The 18,418-nt window shown below is 46.0% G+C and carries 15 protein-coding genes; 2 read left to right on the forward strand and 13 right to left on the reverse strand.

All coding sequences use genetic code 11. The features are described 5' to 3' along the window. Window positions 1-35: 35 nt before the first annotated feature. Genes GX019_03725 through GX019_03745 form a run of 5 tightly spaced genes read right to left on the reverse strand, consistent with a single transcriptional unit; the run spans window position 36 to window position 4,291 of the window. Entirely contained in the window at window positions 36-1,079 is a 1,044-nt protein-coding gene (locus tag GX019_03725; GenBank protein HHT36268.1) for an ABC transporter substrate-binding protein, read from the reverse strand. After that, a complete protein-coding gene (locus GX019_03730) occupies window positions 1,003-1,863 on the reverse strand; it encodes an ABC transporter permease (protein ID HHT36269.1) in 861 nt (286 codons plus the stop codon). The genes GX019_03725 and GX019_03730 overlap by 77 nt, the downstream gene beginning before the upstream one ends. After that, the gene (locus GX019_03735; protein ID HHT36270.1) at window positions 1,857-2,681 is read right to left on the reverse strand and encodes an ABC transporter permease; all 825 of its coding nucleotides are present in this window, start codon (window positions 2,679-2,681) and stop codon (window positions 1,857-1,859) included. The genes GX019_03730 and GX019_03735 overlap by 7 nt, the downstream gene beginning before the upstream one ends. Continuing rightward, window positions 2,681-3,727: an ABC transporter ATP-binding protein gene (locus GX019_03740; protein HHT36271.1), complete on the reverse strand. Its 1,047-nt coding sequence runs from the start codon at window positions 3,725-3,727 to the stop codon at window positions 2,681-2,683. Before GX019_03740 ends, GX019_03735 begins: the two co-directional genes overlap by 1 nt. Before the next feature lie 24 nt (window positions 3,728-3,751). Next, window positions 3,752-4,291 (reverse strand): cupin domain-containing protein, encoded by a 540-nt coding sequence (locus tag GX019_03745; GenBank protein HHT36272.1) that lies wholly within the window; start codon window positions 4,289-4,291, stop codon window positions 3,752-3,754. A gap of 227 nt (window positions 4,292-4,518) precedes the next feature. On the opposite strand from GX019_03745, the gene GX019_03750 reads away from it, so the two are divergent. Beyond that, on the forward strand, window positions 4,519-5,499 hold the full coding sequence (locus tag GX019_03750) for a diguanylate cyclase (protein HHT36273.1): 981 nt from the start codon (window positions 4,519-4,521) through the stop codon (window positions 5,497-5,499). A 5-nt stretch (window positions 5,500-5,504) separates the two neighbouring features. On the opposite strand, the gene GX019_03755 is transcribed toward GX019_03750, so the two are convergent. Genes GX019_03755 through GX019_03765 form a run of 3 tightly spaced genes read right to left on the reverse strand, consistent with a single transcriptional unit; the run spans window position 5,505 to window position 9,856 of the window. Continuing rightward, window positions 5,505-6,290, reverse strand: coding sequence for an MBL fold metallo-hydrolase (locus tag GX019_03755; protein HHT36274.1), 786 nt, complete (start codon window positions 6,288-6,290; stop codon window positions 5,505-5,507). 20 nt (window positions 6,291-6,310) lie between these two features. Beyond that, window positions 6,311-8,596: a M28 family peptidase gene (locus GX019_03760; GenBank protein ID HHT36275.1), complete on the reverse strand. Its 2,286-nt coding sequence runs from the start codon at window positions 8,594-8,596 to the stop codon at window positions 6,311-6,313. A gap of 15 nt (window positions 8,597-8,611) precedes the next feature. Then, a complete protein-coding gene (locus GX019_03765) occupies window positions 8,612-9,856 on the reverse strand; it encodes a site-specific DNA-methyltransferase (protein ID HHT36276.1) in 1,245 nt (414 codons plus the stop codon). Window positions 9,857-10,010: 154 nt separating this feature from the next. Between GX019_03765 and GX019_03770 the strand changes: the two genes are divergently transcribed. Beyond that, window positions 10,011-11,933, forward strand: coding sequence for a methyl-accepting chemotaxis protein (locus GX019_03770; GenBank protein HHT36277.1), 1,923 nt, complete (start codon window positions 10,011-10,013; stop codon window positions 11,931-11,933). A gap of 59 nt (window positions 11,934-11,992) precedes the next feature. Here GX019_03770 and GX019_03775 read toward each other — a convergent pair whose 3' ends face one another. From GX019_03775 to GX019_03795, 5 genes are all read right to left on the reverse strand, one after another. After that, complete coding sequence (locus GX019_03775; GenBank protein HHT36278.1) at window positions 11,993-13,024, reverse strand: ATP-binding cassette domain-containing protein; 1,032 nt, start codon at window positions 13,022-13,024, stop codon at window positions 11,993-11,995. Next, on the reverse strand, window positions 13,008-14,036 hold the full coding sequence (locus tag GX019_03780; protein ID HHT36279.1) for an ABC transporter ATP-binding protein: 1,029 nt from the start codon (window positions 14,034-14,036) through the stop codon (window positions 13,008-13,010). The genes GX019_03775 and GX019_03780 overlap by 17 nt, the downstream gene beginning before the upstream one ends. A gap of 29 nt (window positions 14,037-14,065) precedes the next feature. After that, the gene (locus GX019_03785; protein HHT36280.1) at window positions 14,066-15,217 is read right to left on the reverse strand and encodes an ABC transporter permease; all 1,152 of its coding nucleotides are present in this window, start codon (window positions 15,215-15,217) and stop codon (window positions 14,066-14,068) included. Between the two features lie 13 nt (window positions 15,218-15,230). After that, window positions 15,231-16,217 (reverse strand): ABC transporter permease, encoded by a 987-nt coding sequence (locus GX019_03790; protein HHT36281.1) that lies wholly within the window; start codon window positions 16,215-16,217, stop codon window positions 15,231-15,233. Between the two features lie 109 nt (window positions 16,218-16,326). Continuing rightward, window positions 16,327-18,210, reverse strand: coding sequence for an ABC transporter substrate-binding protein (locus GX019_03795; protein ID HHT36282.1), 1,884 nt, complete (start codon window positions 18,208-18,210; stop codon window positions 16,327-16,329). Window positions 18,211-18,418 lie beyond the last annotated feature (208 nt).

Consider the following 18,418-nt stretch of genomic DNA (forward strand, 5'->3'; position numbering starts at 1 on the left):
AAACCTCTGCTTTAGAGCAGAGGTTTTTTATTTTCTTAGTACGCTTTGACTTCAGTCCAAATGCGGTCATATTCCCGCAGCATATCTCCCACATGGACAAATACTTCTGTGTTGGCAATATCCTCATCGTCTGGATATGCGGCTTTGTTGCCTGCTAACTCCAGCGGCAGCATCTTTCTTGCCTCAAGATGCGGAGTTGAATAAGCTGTGTACTCAGCGTTTGCCAGTGCAATTTCCGGTTCGTTCATGAAATTGATAAATAACTCAGCAAGTTCTTTGTTCTGCGTAGTCTTAGGAATTACCATACCATCAAACCAGAGATTGCCGCCATTTTTTGGTACCGCATAATCTAAATCTGGATTCTCCCTCATTGCGTAAACCGCATCACCGGACCAAACTACAGCTAAAGCTGCTTCCCCGGCTATCATCTTATCTTTTGCCTCATCAATTACATAGGCGAGAACCATTTCTTTCTGCTTAATCAGCTCCTGTTTGGCTGCCTCAAGCTCAGTCGGATTAACTGAGTTGAGTGAATAACCAAGCTTCTGCAGTGCAATTCCGATAGCGTCACGCTGGCTGTCCACCATAAGAATCTGTTTCCTGTATTTTGGATTCCAGAGGATATCCCAGCTCTCTACAGGATCAGTAACCATTTTCTTGTTGTATAGGATTCCTAGGGTTCCCCACATATAGGGAATGGAATATTCGTTATTAGGATCATGCTCCAGGTTTTTGAAGCGAGAATCAATATATTTTTCGTTCGGAACGTTGTCTGAATTGATTTTCTCCAGCAGTCCCTCATCGATCATCCTTTTAATCATGTAATCGCTGGGAAATAAAACATCGTATTTACTGCCGCCGGATGTTATCTTGACATACATATCTTCATTAGTTGAGAAGGTATCGTAAACGACCCGAACATCATACTCTTTTTCAAACTTGCCAATCACATCTTCATCGATATAGTCGCCCCAGTTGTAGACATATAAAGTTGGTTTCTTTTCACCGCGCATGTTCATGAATACGGCTGCGAGCACTATTAAGGCGGCGACCGCGATTATGATAACCCTCTTGTTCATTTACTTTCCCCCTTTTTGCATCTTCTTTATTAGACCTCAGATTAACGATTATCAGCAGAATCAATACCGACAGGAACATCAGCGTTGAAACCGCATTAATCGTTGGATTAATGCCCAACCGTGCCATTGAATACACAGTGATCGATAGATTTGCTACACCTGAACCGGTGGTAAAGAAGCTGATCACAAAATCATCGATAGATAAAGTAAATGCCAGCAGCAGTCCAGTTACCACTCCGGGCATGATCTCTGGCAGAATCACCTGCCGGAAGGCATACCAGGGCGTAGCACCCAGATCCAGCGCAGCCTCGTAAAGATTACTGTCAAGCTGTTTCAGCTTCGGCATCACCGATAATATCACATACGGAATATTAAAGGTGATGTGAGCAAGCAGCATGGTAAAGAATCCGAGCTGCATTCTGGTAAACACAAACAGGAGCATCAGTGAGATTCCAGTAACAATATCAGGATTAACCACGGGAATATAAGTTAAATTCATGATGATTCTCCGCTGATATCCCTGCCAGCCGTGAATTCCAATTGCCGCTGCGGTACCGATGATTGTTGCTATCGCTGCCGACAGCACCGCAATCATCACGGTATTGTAGAGCGAACTCAGAATCTGGCGGTTCTGGAGCAGCTCACCATACCATCTCAACGTAAAACCGCCCCATGTGCCCCGGGACCGGGAGTCATTGAATGAGTACAGCGTCAGAACAAAAATCGGCGCGTAGAGGAAGGCAAAAACAATGCCTACATAGCACTTCTTCAAGAATCTTACCACAGTCCCAGCCCCCTTTCTTCACCAGCAAATCTCGACATCACAGCCATACTCAGCAGAATGAGAATCATCATAATCAATGAGATTGATGAGCCAAAGCCCCAGTCTCCCACATAAAGAAACTGCTGTTCTATCAAATTGCCGATCAGTGTAAACTGACCTCCGCCTAACAGCCTGGAGATGACAAAAGTAGTCACAGCCGGCATAAACACCATCGTAATGCCTGAAATCACTCCGGGCAGACTCAACGGGAAAATTACTTTACGAAAGACAGTAACTGAATTAGCACCTAAATCTTCGGCTGCTTCAATGATGCTGTGATCAATTTTGCTCAGCACTGAGTAAATCGGCAGCACCATAAAGGGCAAAAAATTGTAGACCATGCCCAGCACAACCGCTGTTTCAGTGTAAAGGATATTTACACTAGGCAGTCTCAGCCAGTTGAGAATTTGATTGAGAATTCCATTACGCTCCAAAATGGTAAGCCAAGCATAGGTTCTAAGCAGAAAGTTCATCCACATCGGGATGACCAGCAGCATAATAAGAATATTCTTGTGCTGAAAATCGCTTCTAGCCAGAATATATGCAAGCGGATAGCCTAGAATAAAGCAGATTACGGTTGCAATTACCGCTAATTCAACCGACCTAAACAGCACCTTTACATACACCGGCTCAAAAAAGCGATGAAAGTTCTCGAGAGAAAACTCCCGTCCTGCCTCAGTTACAATGGTTAAGCTGTAATAACCGACCAAAAGTATGGGGATCACGATGAAGATCACCATCCATACCAGGTAAGGAGATGCAGCCCATTTGGTTTTCATCAGCCATCACTCTCCTTGTGCATAATATGGATATCAATCGGATCAATCACAAGCCCAACTCTGCTTCCTACCGGCTGCATTTCGGTGTTATGAATCATCCACACATAGTCGGGTGTTTCTACCATCATTTCCCAATGCACACCTTTAAAGGTTACCGAGCGGACTTCACCCTTCAGCATGCCCGCATCTTCGGCCACAATTTTAATATCTTCCGGACGCACAACCACATCAACTGGAGTGTCCTCACCAAAACCGCTGTCAACACACTCAAAAGTCTCATCTGCAAATGTAACCAGCCGATCGCGGATCATAACGCCATCGATAATGTTGCTCTCCCCGATAAAGTCTGCAACAAATGCATTTTTGGGTTCATTGTAAATATCAGTGGGAGTGCCGATCTGCTGAATCCTGCCTTCGCTCATTACTACAATTGTATCTGACATGGTCAGCGCTTCCTCTTGATCATGAGTTACATAGATAAAGGTGATCCCCAGAGCCTGCTGCATGTTCTTAAGCTCAATCTGCATGCCTTGGCGCAGCTTTAAATCAAGGGCACCTAATGGTTCGTCTAAGAGAAGTACTTCCGGTTCGTTGACTAAAGCGCGGGCAATTGCGATCCGCTGCTGCTGTCCGCCGCTTAAGGAATCTATTTTTCTCTCTTCAAAACCTGACAAGTTGACAAGCTTAAGCATGCGCTTAACTTTGGTGCTGATTGTATCTTCATCCATTTTTTTAATTCGAAGCCCGAAGGCGATATTCTCATAAACATTCATGTGCGGAAAGAGCGCGTAGCGCTGAAATACAGTATTCACTCGCCTTTTATACGGAGGGAGATTATTAATATTGGTGCCATTGAATGTAACGTCGCCGGAATCAGGCTGCTCAAATCCACCGATAATCCTCAACGTCGTGGTTTTGCCGCAGCCGCTGGGACCAAGCAGCGTTACAAACTCATTGCGATATATTTTTAAACTTATATTTTTAAGTGCTTCAGTTCCGTCATATGTCTTGGATACATTCTTTAATTCAATAATGCATTCTGCCACCATAAACTCCCCCTTACTTAAAAACTAAAAGCTTGGCGGGGTTGACACCCACAGCACCTTCGCTTTTGATTTTCCTGCGTTTGTTAGATAGTGAACTACATTCGGTTCAAAATAAAAACACTCCGCTGCAGAGGCCTTGTGCTTTTGTTTACCAAGATGGATATAGATGTGCCCTTTCAGAACATAGCCGAACTCTTCCCCTTCATGAGGATCCTGTGGGCTTGTACTGCCTCCAGGCTCCAAAGTTACTAAAATCGGCTCCATCATATTCTTCTGGGCATTAGGAACAATCCAATCAATGCGGTGCAGCAGCTCAGTATCTTCTTTGGTAAATTGATCATCGGTTTTAAAAACTATTTTCTCTTGGATCCGGTCATTAAAAAAGTCTCTCAAATTAGTTCCGAGACTCTCAAGGATATCCACTAAAGTAGCAATCGAAGGTGAAGTTAAATCACGTTCAACCTGAGAAATAAATCCCTTGGTAAGCTCACATCTATCAGCTAATTCTTCTTGAGTTAGACCATTAAGGATCCGCAATCGCTTAATTTTTTCACCGATTTTCATTTTCTTACTCCTTAACTAAAGTTTGCGTCTACTAAACCTAATGTTTAGGCTTACTAAACAAAAGCATTTATATTCTATTTTGTTTTCAACGAATCTGCAATAGCGTTTTTGAGCGATTATCTTTAAATATATCGCAAATACTAATTAGGATAAGCAATTACGCGGCAATGCTCTTAATTGAAGGATTTTCATGCAATGAGGCGAACCAATAAGTGGGGGGAAAAATTGTGAGCATTTTGATTGTTGACGATTCCAACTTCATTCTTCGTTTCGTTGAACATAATCTGCGGGCTGCTGGGTATGAAGGCATTTATACTGTTACCAGCGGTGAGCAGGTCTTTTCCTTCCTTAACAATAATGAGAATTACAAGCATATAGATCTGATCCTGATGGATGTTTTTATGACAGGAACAGATGGAATATCAGTCTGCAAAGCTCTAAAGCACAACCCACGCTTTAGTTCGATCCCGGTTATGATTATGACCGCCGATGCGCGGGAAGAAATTCTGCAGGAGTCTTTTGCAGCCGGAGCAGATGATTATATTACAAAACCGATTCGCAAAACAGAACTCCTGGCTCGAGTAGCAGCTGCCATTAAACTTAAGCGGGAAATGGATAAAGTAAAAGAGCGGGAGCGGGAACTGTTAGAAGTTAAGCACAAGTTGGAGCTTGCTAATTTGGAACTCGCCCGACTAGTTTCGCTGGACGGCCTTACCGGAATCCCCAACCGCCGCTCGTTCGATCAAACTCTGGTAGCTGAGTGGCAGCGGGCTTACGAAGAAGATACCTGGCTGGGCTTAATCATGATCGACATCGACCATTTTAAGCAGTTTAATGACACCTATGGCCACCCGGCTGGTGACTCCTGTCTGCAGCTGATCGCTTTTACTATCAGACAGACACTGAAAGGCTCCCTTGACTTCGCAGCTCGCTACGGCGGTGAAGAATTTGCGGTGATTCTGCCTGCTACCAACTTAGAGGTAACAACTGAAGTAGCCGAAAAAATCCGAGCGCAGATTCAGGCGCTATCCATACCCCATAAATCGACAGCTCTGCCCCATGGAGTAATCACCATCAGTCTCGGTACGGCAGCAATGAAACCGCGCGAAGTTGGGCCTACGGCTTGGGCGATGCTGGTTCAAGCTGCTGATTGCGCATTATATAAAGCGAAAAACAGCGGACGCAACTCCGTCCGAAAAGCACAGTGACCCCGTTACGGGGTCACTGTCATTTTATCTTCTGCGAAAAATACTTGATCACCAAAGATTGCCTTGGCTTTCTTTAACTCCTGCTCAGGATTAGCTAAAATCGCCCGGCCGTGGTGAGTAAAGCCAATCCTGGCAGTTTTTATATTGTTATTAACCAGATAAGCACAGATATTTTCAACTGTATGATGGCCTGTTTCTACTATCAGCAGATCAACCGGTCCCACCTCAAACAGTGGATCTAAATCAGCCATAGTCTTAAAATCACCGGAATAGATAATGCGCTTTCCTTCCAGCTCGATCAAGAATGAAAATGACAGCCAGGGCTCGCCTGCTTCTGAGCGGGTGATGTGGTGATTATGAAACGCCGTAACCTTTAAACCCCCTTGTTCATACACAACACCGTCTTTGATCTGCTTAACTGTAAAGCTGATTCCGTCATGCAGCCTTCTTCCTTTAAGAAACAGCATTTTCTCAATACCCTGCCAGATCTCTACAGCCGGAAGATGGAGCTCGATCCTGTGCACTGCATCTAACTTCGTTCTTGTCTCCAACTTTTTTACAGTCCAGATCAAGTGAGGCAGTCCGCCAATGTGATCCATATGGGGATGGGAAATAAACACTGCTTCCGTATTCAGCAGATCAAGGCCCATCAGATGCGCCGTGTAGGCGCAGCTTTCACCCGCATCAAACCAGAACAATCTGCCATCGTATTCAAGCACTAATGAGGAATGCCTTCTCCCCGGCTGCGGTTCGGTGCCGGCGCATGTCCCCAAAAAATGAATTTTAACCACATTTCAGCTCCTCTCCAAAGCTAAAACTGAAAGCTTTTTGAGATAAATGTGCTGTCTGTAATCGCAGTAGGCGCCGGGATAATATGTTCTGGACGGGATTTAAGTCCTATTTCCGGCATACCTAGCGTCTGGGCTAGAATCTTAACCACAAACGGCTGGCCAACCACCGTCGGTACAGCTAATGTAACTCCCTCTTCGTTCAGGTTATAACAGCGGAGCACTGGCCAATAAGAGTTCCACTCCACCTCAGTCTCACCATTAAGGACAACAGTATCAGTCACCAGCTCCGGTTCAATGAAGATAATAATGTTATTAACGGTCTCATCTGTCTTGATGTTAATGGTTAGTTCCCGCTTTTCCTCATTCGCGGTATCACTGACAAGCTCAAGCGTAAAAGGCTCACTGCTTAAGCTTTCATCCAGCACAGCCAACCTGCTGATGGTCGGCATATCTTCATAAGGAATGAACTCTCCCAGATCCGACTCGATATACTCGCTGCCAAAAACCTGCTCTGTAAATTCATCGGGTTCAGCATCCAAGCTGACCCAATAGGCCCGTTCCCGATCCAAATCTACAAAATAAAACAGAGTATCCATCTTGGGATTGTCTGCGCTCACGCCAGAGTTTGCGATAACAATCCCAAAGCAAACCGCCGCTGCAGCCGCGGCAATAATCGGCAGCACCAGTTTCTGCCACTTCATGATTTTCTCCCACTGCGGCAGCAGAGTGCCCAACAGCAGCACTACGAAAAAAATCAAAAGGCCAAGCAAACCGTAACCGATTGAAAAATAAAGGTTCTTCAGCAGATTCGGCCACAGCAGCAGCACCGGCAGTGCGCTGATCACAAGCAGGATTATGCGCGTCACCCAGGACAGCTGTTTCCGGAAAACAACAACGAGAGCTGCGGCTAGATTAAAGATCAGCGGCCAAACAAAGGCGTAACTTGCTCCCGGCAGCAGTAGCGAGGCCAGCATAGTTACCAAGAGCCACAGCCCCAAAGCCCCCAGATACAAATCCATCAGCCTGTACTTATTCAATGCCCAGGTGTAAAACACGAAGAAGTTCAGGGCAGTTACTGCGGCTAACGCGGTAAAATACAGGAGACCTTGGGTAGGCGGTATATACTGATAAAAATCATGATTTGGTGTGACAAAACCGCCCAGCACAGTAGTAATCACCGCGCTGATCAGAACTGCTCCCAGCATCAGAACAACACCAAGAGCAATCCCTTTAGCTTCCGCTTTCTCTCTTTTAACCGCATACCAGCAGGTAAATCCAAATAAAATAATTGCAAAAGTCAAGGTATGAGCCACCCAACCGATTGGATAGCGAATGAACAATCTGCCGAACAGATCAAAATAAACATAATTCGCGGCGACATTAGATTCTTCGACTTCTATTTCGATATTACCAAAATGCTTCACCAGCTGATAAATATAGCTGCCTAGGTGCTGCAGACTGCGTTCATCAAGATTGTCAAGGTTGTCAAGGGCTGTCTGATAATGCCTTTCTGTTTCACCATACATCAGCTGAAAACCAGGTATGCCCGCATATTTAAAAACAACAAAGTCAGTATCACTGACCAGCCATCGATTAATCTCATTATTAAAAGAGTTGGCCAGTGGGCGAGCTACGGCTTCTGCAAATTCCGGTATCGTCCAGCTGTTATCCCTGGTTGAATCGGTCATCATCACCGGGCCGCTGGTACCGCGAGCAGCAGGGTTAATAACTAAACCAACGTCTTCAGCCCAGGGGTGGTGTCCCAAAAAGGCAGTCGCACCTAAAAGTCCTGTTTCGCCTCCATCGGCAAATAGAACAATTAGATCGTTCTGCAGCTGCTCCTCCTGCTGCAGTATACGGAGCACCTCTAATATAGCTGCCACTCCGGACTTGGGATTGCTTGCCCCCGGCACCTGATCGAGGGTATCATAGTGGGCAATCAGCAGTACCGCTTTGGTGCTGTTAGTGCCGAGAATTTTGACAGCAATATTTTCAACAAAACCGGCGTTGCGCCAGCTGGGATTGTAAACATTTACAGCCTGGATCTGAGGTTCAAGCCCCAGTTCTTCAAGCTGAGCGATTAAATACTGCTGAACATGCTTGTGGCGTTCAGTGCCTATGGGAGAGGATGCAGCTGCTATCCGCTCTAAATGCTGAACTGCTCGTCCTGAAGCAAACTCCGTTGGTGGAGCATCAATGCCAACTGCGGCGGGCGGCCTTACAGCAGCAAGACCCAATGCGGTAAGTGTTATCATCACAGCAAGAATGATTAGGGCAATATTGCGGTTTTCATGCGCGGTTTCCATTATTACAACCTCCGTTTACGAATTAAGATCTTTGATACGCAGTACTCTAAAACCATAATCTATATCTGCACCGGTCTCGTTTTTGATCTGCACTGCCGCCCTTTTAATCCTGGCCCTGCCGATCTCGCAGATATCGTTAAAACCCCCTTGATAAGCCGGAGAATCTTCACCAACTGGTTCTGGGATCTGCACCATAATATAGCGGCGCTTACCACCATCCTCTGCATTGAGGGCCATAACCGCGTGAGCAGTAGTCGCAGAGCCGGAAAAGCAGTCTAAAACCAGTGAATCCACCTGGGTGTACAGCTTGAGGATGCGGATAATCAAACCTACCGGTTTAGGATAATCAAAGCAGGCCAGACCACCAAACAGCTCTTTAAGTTCTCGCTTTGCCTGCTGAGAGTGGCCGACTTCGGTGTAGCTCCAGATTGTTTTTGGAGTAAGCCGGTTCTGCACCTCAGCCAGAAAGCGCTTTAAACGCGGTACACCATCCCCATTCTTCCCAAACCAAATCCTATTATCAGCAGCCATCTCCATAAAGCGCTCCTTGGTAAACAGCCAGCAGCGCCCATGGGGCGGATAAACAGTTCTGCCGCTCGGTGTAATTATCGGGTAGCATTTTTCGAGAACGGCTGGCCCCACCGTCATATTATCACTCTGCCACGGTCCGCGGGGATCATTATCAGGATTTTGATAGCGCTGATTGCTTGCTTCCGTCCGTTCAAGACCGCTGCATACTAACCGTTCCCGATGCTTTGCGTACGCAACAACATACTCGTGGTTTGGGGAGAAATGCTTTTTTAAACTGACCGGAGCATAAGCGCGCTCCCAGACAATTTGGGCGATAAAGTTGGAGCTTCCGAATATCTCATCGCAGAGGCAGCGCAGATGTCCGACCTCATGATCATCAATGCTGATAAAAATCACGCCATCATCTGCCATAAGCCGCTGAAGCAGGATCAGCCTCGGATAAATAAAACTCAGCCACTCACTCCGGAGTCTTTCATCATGATAGAGCAGTTCTTTATTACCAGTATTGTAAGGCGGATCAATATAAACCAGCTTAATCCGGTTCGCAAACTCCGGGAGCAGGAGCTTCAGGGCGTCAAGATTGTCCCCTTCGATATAAAGATTTTCGGTTTGCTCCCAATTAACACTTTCGTCAACAACCGGATACAGCACTTTTTTAGGCGCAGAAGCTGCAGCTAAAACCGCCTCTTTTTTTCCAGGCCACACCAGCTCTAACCGCTCCGGCTTCATGATTTCACTCCTAGACTTTCATGCTGTTTCATTTCTGTATTTTCCACTAAATTCCTTGTTTTTAATGACGTCTTGTAATTATACCTGCCAACATGGTATAATTTATGTAAAGTTTTAGTTAAGGCGATTCAAAGACAGTTAGGGAGGAACTCAAATGTTTAAAAGCCTGCATACTAAACTAATACTCATCTTTCTCATCATCGGATTAGCTCCTGCAGTAATTATCAACACCGCGAGTTACTTTCACATCACTTCCAGAGAACAAGCCGTAATCCAGCGAGACTCTCTGGCTGTACTTGATGCGATTAGTAATAATATTGACATATTTTTCCAGGAACATACGGAGCGGTTAGAACAGCTGGCTCTCGACCAGAGCATTAATCTTCCGGTATCTATCCTATTTAATACTGAACCTAACTCTAACCTCTGGCGCACCAGCTCCACAACTCTGATGAGTTCGATCAATCGTGTTCTAAGCGACTATCAAAAAATGTATCAGGATATGTTTGTTACCAGCAGAGAGCACTTTGTATTCAATCATCAGGCAGTGCTAATGGAAGATAGTGCTCCAGCCGATTTTATTACCTCCGCTTTAGAATCTGGAACCCTCACCTGGTCCCCATGGATTTGGGCAGACAAACTGGAGACCTATCTCATCTACGCAGCTGCCCCCATTCTCAACCCCCAGGGACAAGCTATCGGCACCCTTGGAGCGGCAGTATCACAGGAGCAGCTTCTGCCGCTGCTTAAAAACTTCATCAATCCAAGTGACCTCCACTACGAAACCTATTTGATCAATCAGGAGGGCAGGCTCTACAGCGATGTTTCCAGCGAGGACTACTCTGCTTTCATCAACGTGCTCGATACTGACATAGCTGCAGAAGCAGCATCCCTGATCGCAGACGCAAACTATGATCAAACAGTTGTATTAGAATACGAAAGCTACCATGGAAACCCGGTTTTTGGCAGTGCTAAATTAATTGATTTAGGTTCAGAACAGGTAGTTCTGGTAGTAGAAACAGATAAAGATGCGGCGCTGGCTTCGGTGCGGAATACCCAGAATCTGCTGTTCATTATTATCGCTGCGGCTGCCGTGGTAATTGCGGCTGTAAGCTATATCTTTTCACGCAGTATCACTCGACCTATTGCCCAGCTGGCTGATTTCAGCGAGCTGGCTGCTTCAGGGGATCTTACCATTGAGATCCAAACAGACCGTCAGGATGAGATCGGCAAGCTGATGAACGCCTTTAATCAAATGACAAATAATCTGCGCGAAATGATCGCTGCGGTTACGGAGGCGGTCCACAATGCTTCATCAGCAAGCCAAGAGCTTTCGGCAGCATCCGAGCAGAATTCTGCCACGATTGAGCAGATTGTTACAACCGTCAACAATTACGCCCAAGTTACCAAAGACGTTCACAGCATTACTCAGCGCATGGCATTTCAGGCTCAAAACGTCGAACAGCTTTCCCAAAAAGGGCATCACCAAATGGCAGCTTCAGATCAGATGATGCGGGAAATCCTCGCCGCATCAAAAGCATCGCAGCTGAAAATTGCTCAATTAGAGCAGGCTGTTAACCAGATCAGTCAAGTGGTTAATATTATCTCGGAGATAGCCGATCAAACAAACCTGTTGGCCTTAAACGCTGCTATTGAAGCAGCCCGGGCAGGCGCCCAAGGAAGAGGCTTTGCCGTGGTTGCCGATGAGGTCAGAGTTCTTGCGGAAGAAACCCAATCCTCAATCGGAACGATCCAAGAATATATCCGGAAACTGCGCGCTGATACCAGCGAAACAGTAGAAGTGATCAACAGTAACAATGAAAAAATCGAAGATGGCGCCGAGAGTCTCCAGCAGACACAAGAGGATTTCAACCTGATTACAGCCAGCATTAGTGATACTGTTAAGTTAATCAATGATGTAAATTCATCCAGCAATAAGATTGAAGCGGGAATGGCTGAGCTGGCCGCTTCTTCCGAAGAACAGGCAGCCTCAATGGGCCAAATCGCTTTGAACGCAGAGACTGTAGCCAAAATGGCTGCCGAGTTATCGCAGTTAATCAGTCGCTTCAAATTATAACAGTGGACATATTTAAAGCTGCTGAGGTATTTCTCAGCAGCTTCATTTTTTCATTTCAATCAGCCAACACCGGGTAGTGACAGCTCTTGTGCAAACAGACAAGCTGATTTCTGCGCATCTGGATTGTTCGGATCAACAGATACCAAATCAGGCTGCTGCTCGAGGCAGATATCCCTAGCATATGGACACCTCGGCGCAAATGCGCAGCCTTTTGATTCCACTGTCACCTTGCCCACTTCCCCCTTTACCACCTGCTGCGGCCGCCAAACGGCCCGAGGGTTAGCATCAGGTACAGCGCCCAGCAGCGTGCTGGTATACGGATGTGTCGGGTTTTCATAGAGGCGATCCACATCCGCCAATTCCACGATTTTGCCCAGATACATTACGGCCACTTGATCGCAGAGATAGCGAACAACACTTAAATCATGACTGATAAACAAGAATGTCAAACCCATCTGCTCCTGCAGATCAAGAAGCAAGTTCATGACCTGAGCCTGAACCGAAACGTCCAGTGCTGAGACGGGCTCATCGGCTAAAATCAAAGATGGATTTAGAGCCAAAGCCCGAGCTACACCAATTCTCTGCCGCTGCCCCCCGCTGAAGGAGTGGGGGAAACGCCGCATGTACTCTGGCCGCAGGCCTACTAAGCGGAGCAGTTCAGCTACGCGATCTTCCCGCTCGCTTTTCGGTACGCCGTGAGCTTTCATTGGTTCGGAAATAATATCCAGCACAGGCATCCGCGGATTTAGGGACGAATAGGGATCTTGGAAAATCATCTGCATATCCCGCCGCACCTGCTTTAACTGATGCTTATCAAGTTGAGACATATCAACTACGCCCTCTTTGGATCGGAACAAAATCTGTCCCGAAGTCGGTTCATAGGCTCTGATAACAGTTCTGGCAGTGGTAGTTTTACCGCAACCTGATTCTCCCACAAGACCCAGGGTTTTACCTTTCTTAACGCTGAAATCGACCCCGTCTACTGCCTTGACATGTCCAGTCACCCGCTTCAATAAAAATCCGGTTTCAATTGGAAAGTACTTCTTGAGGTTATTAACCTGCAGAATTACATCCTCAGGCATTTGCAGCATCTTCAGCAGCCTCCCCTCTTGTGTATAGATGACAGCTGACAGTGTGTTCCTTGCCGACTGCTGTTTGCTGAGGCATTGCCTCGGTGCAGATATCCATTCGGTGAGCACATCTGGCAGCAAACGGGCATCCCACCGGGATATCATAAGCGCTGGGTACAGTGCCCGGAATGGAAGTAACCCGCTCTCCGAGTCTGCCGGTAAGCTTAGGAATCGAATTTAATAATCCTTGAGTATACGGATGGTGCGGATTTTCAAACACTGCAAGTGTAGGACCGGTTTCAACAATGCGGCCTAAATACATGATGTTAATTGTTTCCACCATATGAGCCACAACACCTAAATCGTGTGTAATTAAGATCATCGACAGATTGAACTCGTTCTGCAGATCCTGAATCAAGCTGAGCACCTGAGCCTGGAGAGTAACGTCCAGCGCCGTTGTCGGCTCATCGGCAATCAGAACCCGGGGATTGCGGGCTAAAGCCATGGCAATCATGGCCCTCTGCCGCATACCGCCGCTGAATTGAAACGGATACTCATCGACGCGCCGCTCAGCGTTAGGGATACCTACCAGCTTCAAAAGCTCAATGCTGCGGTTTCTGGCTTGTTTTTTCGTCATTCCCTGAAACAGAATCAACGCTTCTGATATCTGATTAGAGATTGTGTGCACCGGACTCAAGGATGTCATCGGCTCTTGGAAAATCATGGAGATATCCCTTCCCCGAATCTGCCTGATTTCTTTACCTTCCGGTTTTAGTTTCACAATATCGGTAATGCTGCCGTCCCGCTCTTTGAACAAAATTTGTCCGCTCAGCTTTGCATTGGCAGGCAGCAGGCGGTTCAGCGCGTAGGAACTGACTGTTTTCCCGCATCCGCTCTCCCCAACAATTCCGATGGACTTACCTTCCGGCACATTATAGCTCACGCCATTGACAGCGTGCACTGTTCCTTCATCCATTTTAAACTCTACGACTAAATTTCGAACTTCCAGTATATTTTTTGGATCAAAGCCCATAATTTCACCACCTAGTAATTTTCAACCGATCAGTTTCCGTATGGATCAGCAGCATCGCGTAATCCGTCTCCTAGGAAGTTAAACGCCAAAACATAAACAATTACAAATAGGCCTGGAATCAGCAGCCAGGGCGCCATCGAAATCGTGTGTACATTCTGCGCCTGCTGCAGCATTACACCCCAGCTGACTACCGGTGGTCTTAAGCCGATCCCCAAGAAACTAAGCGATGTTTCAGCCAGAATCATCTGTGGAATGCTTAAGGTCAAGCTGGCAATAATATGACTCATAAAAGAAGGAATCAAATGCGTCATGATGATCTTCGGCTCGCTGGTTCCTGCTAGCCGCGCTGCAACAATAAAGTCCTCGTTTTTCAAGGCCAGAACTTTACTGCGCACCTGCCGTCCTAAAGCAGTCCAGCCAATAAATGACAGAATGATCGTGATGCCAAAATAAACCAGAGCTGGCGAAATGTCAGCAGGAATCGCCGCACTGAGCGCCATCCACAGGGGAATCTCTGGGAAAGAGCGGATAACTTCAATCAAACGCTGAATAATATTATCCACTACTCCGCCATAATACCCTGAAATTCCACCAAGGATTAAGCCCAACAGCAAACTTAAAAACACACCAACAAGTCCGATGCTCATTGAGATTTGGCCGCCGTACAGCACACGGGAGAACACATCCCGTCCCAAACTGTCGGTGCCAAACAAATGAATGTAACCTTCGCTCACTCCGAACAAATGAAGATTGGAATTAAAAATTCCAAACAATTTATACTGATCTTCTGGTTTATCACTGCGCACAAAGAAATCAATATAGATTCTCCTGCTTGTGTCCTCTTCATAAACCCGCTGAAAAGTCTCGAAATCAACAGATGCCTTGAGGGGATGAATGAAAGGTCTCAAACTAAACCCATTCTCATCCCGAAATCTAATCTTTTGTGGTGGAACGTAGGTGTTTCCCCGATTTCTGTGTGTCGCTCCATAAGGTGCTAAAAACGGAGCAAAAATTGCACCAACATACATGAGAATAATGACTACACCAGCAATCATTGCCATGCGGTGCTTGCGGAATTTCCACCACATCAGCCGCCATTGACTGGCGTAAAATATTTTTTCTTCGGTAGTTCCCAATTCTTCCTGCAGCTCTACAGCAGCGCTTAGATTTTGCTCAGCCATATCTTACGCCTCCTTACTCATAACGGATTCGGGGATCAACCAATACCAGCAGAATATCTGAAATTAAGGTTCCGATCATTGTTAGTGCAGCCAATAACAGCAGGAAGCTGCCCGCTAGATACATATCCTGACTCCGCAGCGCTGCCAGCATTAATGGTCCGGCAGTCGGGAGACTCAAAACTGTTGCCGTTACTGCTTCTCCAGAAACCATCTTCGGCAGCTGCCAGCCGACCGTACTGATAAAAGGAATCAAGGCTAGTCTTACCGGATACTTAAACAGAAGCCGGATGGTACCGATTCCCTTTGATCTAGCTGCTACAACATATGGTTTTCCTAATTCATCCAGCAGGTTGTTTCTTAACACCCGAATCAAACCAGCTGTTCCCGAAGTTCCAATTACAACCATGGGAATCCAGATGTGAGTAAGCATATTTTGGAACTTAGCCCAACTCCAGGGTGCCATCACATACTCCGGTGAAAATAAACCACCGACAGTGAAGCCAAAATAATTTGATGATATATACATTAGAATTAATGCCAGCATAAAGTTAGGTGTCGATAATCCCAGAAATCCAATAAATGTCAAGAAATAATCGCCCAAGGTGTTCTTGCGCACAGCACTATAAATCGCGATTGGAAAAGCAACCACCCAAGAAAATAACAGTGCGGATACTGAGACAGCAACAGATAGACCGAGCCGGTCCCAAATCAAATATGATACCGGGCGGTTCCACTCAAAAGAAAATCCAAAATCTCCACGAGTAAGAATACCTTTCATCCAGTTATAGTACTGGATATAGACCGGTTTATCCAATGAATAGCGCACTTTTAAAGCTTCAATGGTTTCCAAATTGATGTCATCACCAGCAGCTCGCATCTGGGCGATAAGTGTATTAAGATAGCTGCCAGGCGGAAGCTGAATGATAACAAACGAAATGATTGAAATCATAAACAAAATGGGTATCATCTGCGCCAATCGTTTCAAAATGTACCTCAGCATAATTCTTTCCCCCAATCAGAACCACAGTTCTAATACCGTACTGATGATTTAAATGAGAAGCCAACAGCTTGTTGGCTTCTCATGGTTTAACCGATTTGTTTACGATCGATTACTGTTTCCAGAACCATTGATATGGTTGATAAATAGCCGGGTTAGCCGGGTGACTGTGAGCTCCTTCGTAGTCACCAGGAACATTTCTTAAATTGTTCTTAGCAAACGAGAGGTTAAACGGAACACCAACAGTACCGATGGTCCAGAAATTGCGGCCCCAGATTTCAGCAATCTCACGGATGTAGGCATTTCTCTCCTCATCATCTGCTGTTGCTGGTGCCAGTTCGTTATAGATCTTCATTAAGCGCTTAGCATCTTCTGAAGGCTCCTCGCCTTGAGTTCCGTTGGACTGGAACCATTGATGCCACAGTGGAGCAAACACATAGCTTACGTGGTGGCCGGTTTGCTCTAATGGAATAAGTGGGTCTGGTAAATCATGGAATGTTGCCATGTGTTCATTAGCTTCGCGCTTAGCTTCAAACAAACCGCGATCCATAACGTTGATAATTGTTCTGATTCCCACTGCTTCCCAGTAACTTGCAATTAACTCTCCGCCAGGTCCATGGTGATCGTGGTGCGTACTTCCATCGATAATGATGGTTAATCTTTGACCATCAGGACGCAGACGATAGCCTTCGCTGTCGCGGGCTGTTAAACCGAGCTCATCGAGAATTTGATTAGCTAATTCTGGATTATACTCGATGTAAGCTTGGTCGACTTCTTCTACATAGCCCGGATGCTCCGGATGGAAGTGACCGTGTGAAGGTCTTCCTAAGCCCATAAAGCGAACATTGTTAATTTCCTCGCGGTCGATAGCATAGGAAAGGGCTTTCTTAAAATCATAGTTGTTAATGATCTCAGCTAAAACCGGATCCTCTTTATAGTTGACGTTGAACATGATGTTCAAAGCACCAGGAGTTCCACCATTAGTGCGGATAATCCGGTAATCGCCTACATCTTGGTAAGCCATGTACATCGGCAGGTCACCGTAGGTTGTCCACAGGTTCCGAGTAATGTAGTCGATTTGGCCGCCCATTAACTGCAGCTTCATTACTTCAATGTCTTCAACTAAAACACGATGCAGCGTATCAACGTATGGCAGTTGGTTGCCTTCGGTATCAACTTTAAAGTAATATGGGTTTCTTTCGGAAACCAGGATTGGGTCATCAAAGTTAGTGGTGATTACCCAAGCATCCATTACAGGCCGGCCAACTGCGCGCCAGTTGTTGCTTTCTCCACCTTTTTCAAGGAAGAGCTCGTACCAAGTATTTAAACCTTCTGCTTTTGCCATGGCAGTGAGTGTTTCTTCATCAACATAGTTGATGTGGAATTGACTCAGGTAATGCTTTGGCAGATAGGTTTCTGCTCCACCGGCAGCAATCCAGTTAAGATGTGCTGCAGCCGGCACAGGAAACTTAAACTGCACTGTATACTCATCAAGTGCGATAACTTCACATGGTTGGCCATCTCTTACAAATGCTCCTGGAACAGCCGGAACTAATTCCGGAGTGTTTTGAACTTCCCACCAGAATAAGACGTCTTCCGTAGTAAACGGATGGCCGTCAGACCACTTCAAGCCTTTTCTGAGGTAGTAAGTGATGGTTGTGCCATCTTCAGAGATTTCCCATCTCTCGGCCAGATTAGGCTGAACTTCAGTGAGACTCGGATTATAGTTCACCAGCGGTTCGCGCACAGTTCTGTAGTATCCGGTTGAGTCACTTGGTCCTCTGTGGGCCATTCTAATAAGTCCGCCGTAGACACCGACTTCTTCGATAGGTACAATTACCAAAGGATTTTCCGGAAGTCTTTCTTCTACCGGTGGAAGTTCGCCGGCAGCAACTTTTTCAGCCAATATCGGCGCCTCTTTATACTGAGCAAAAGCAGCACCAGATACCGACAGTACCAGAGCTAAAACGAGAGCAAACAAACGAAACTTTCGCATCGAGCAATTCCTCCTTTTAGTCTTAATGTTTTTCCACTACCTCTAATTGTTTTATTCTACTGACTACCACCTCCTGACTCAGCATATCATTTTTAACTTTATTATTCTACATTAAACATTTAACTCCTTCGTGTAACATTGGGTTAACATTATAAAGGTTATATTAATATTTTCCAATTGGGCTGTCAGCTGGTGATAAGCCATTTAG

The sequence above is a fragment of the Bacillota bacterium genome, assembly GCA_012837335.1.
Taxonomy (GTDB): domain Bacteria; phylum Bacillota; class Limnochordia; order Darwinibacteriales; family DTU012; genus DTU012.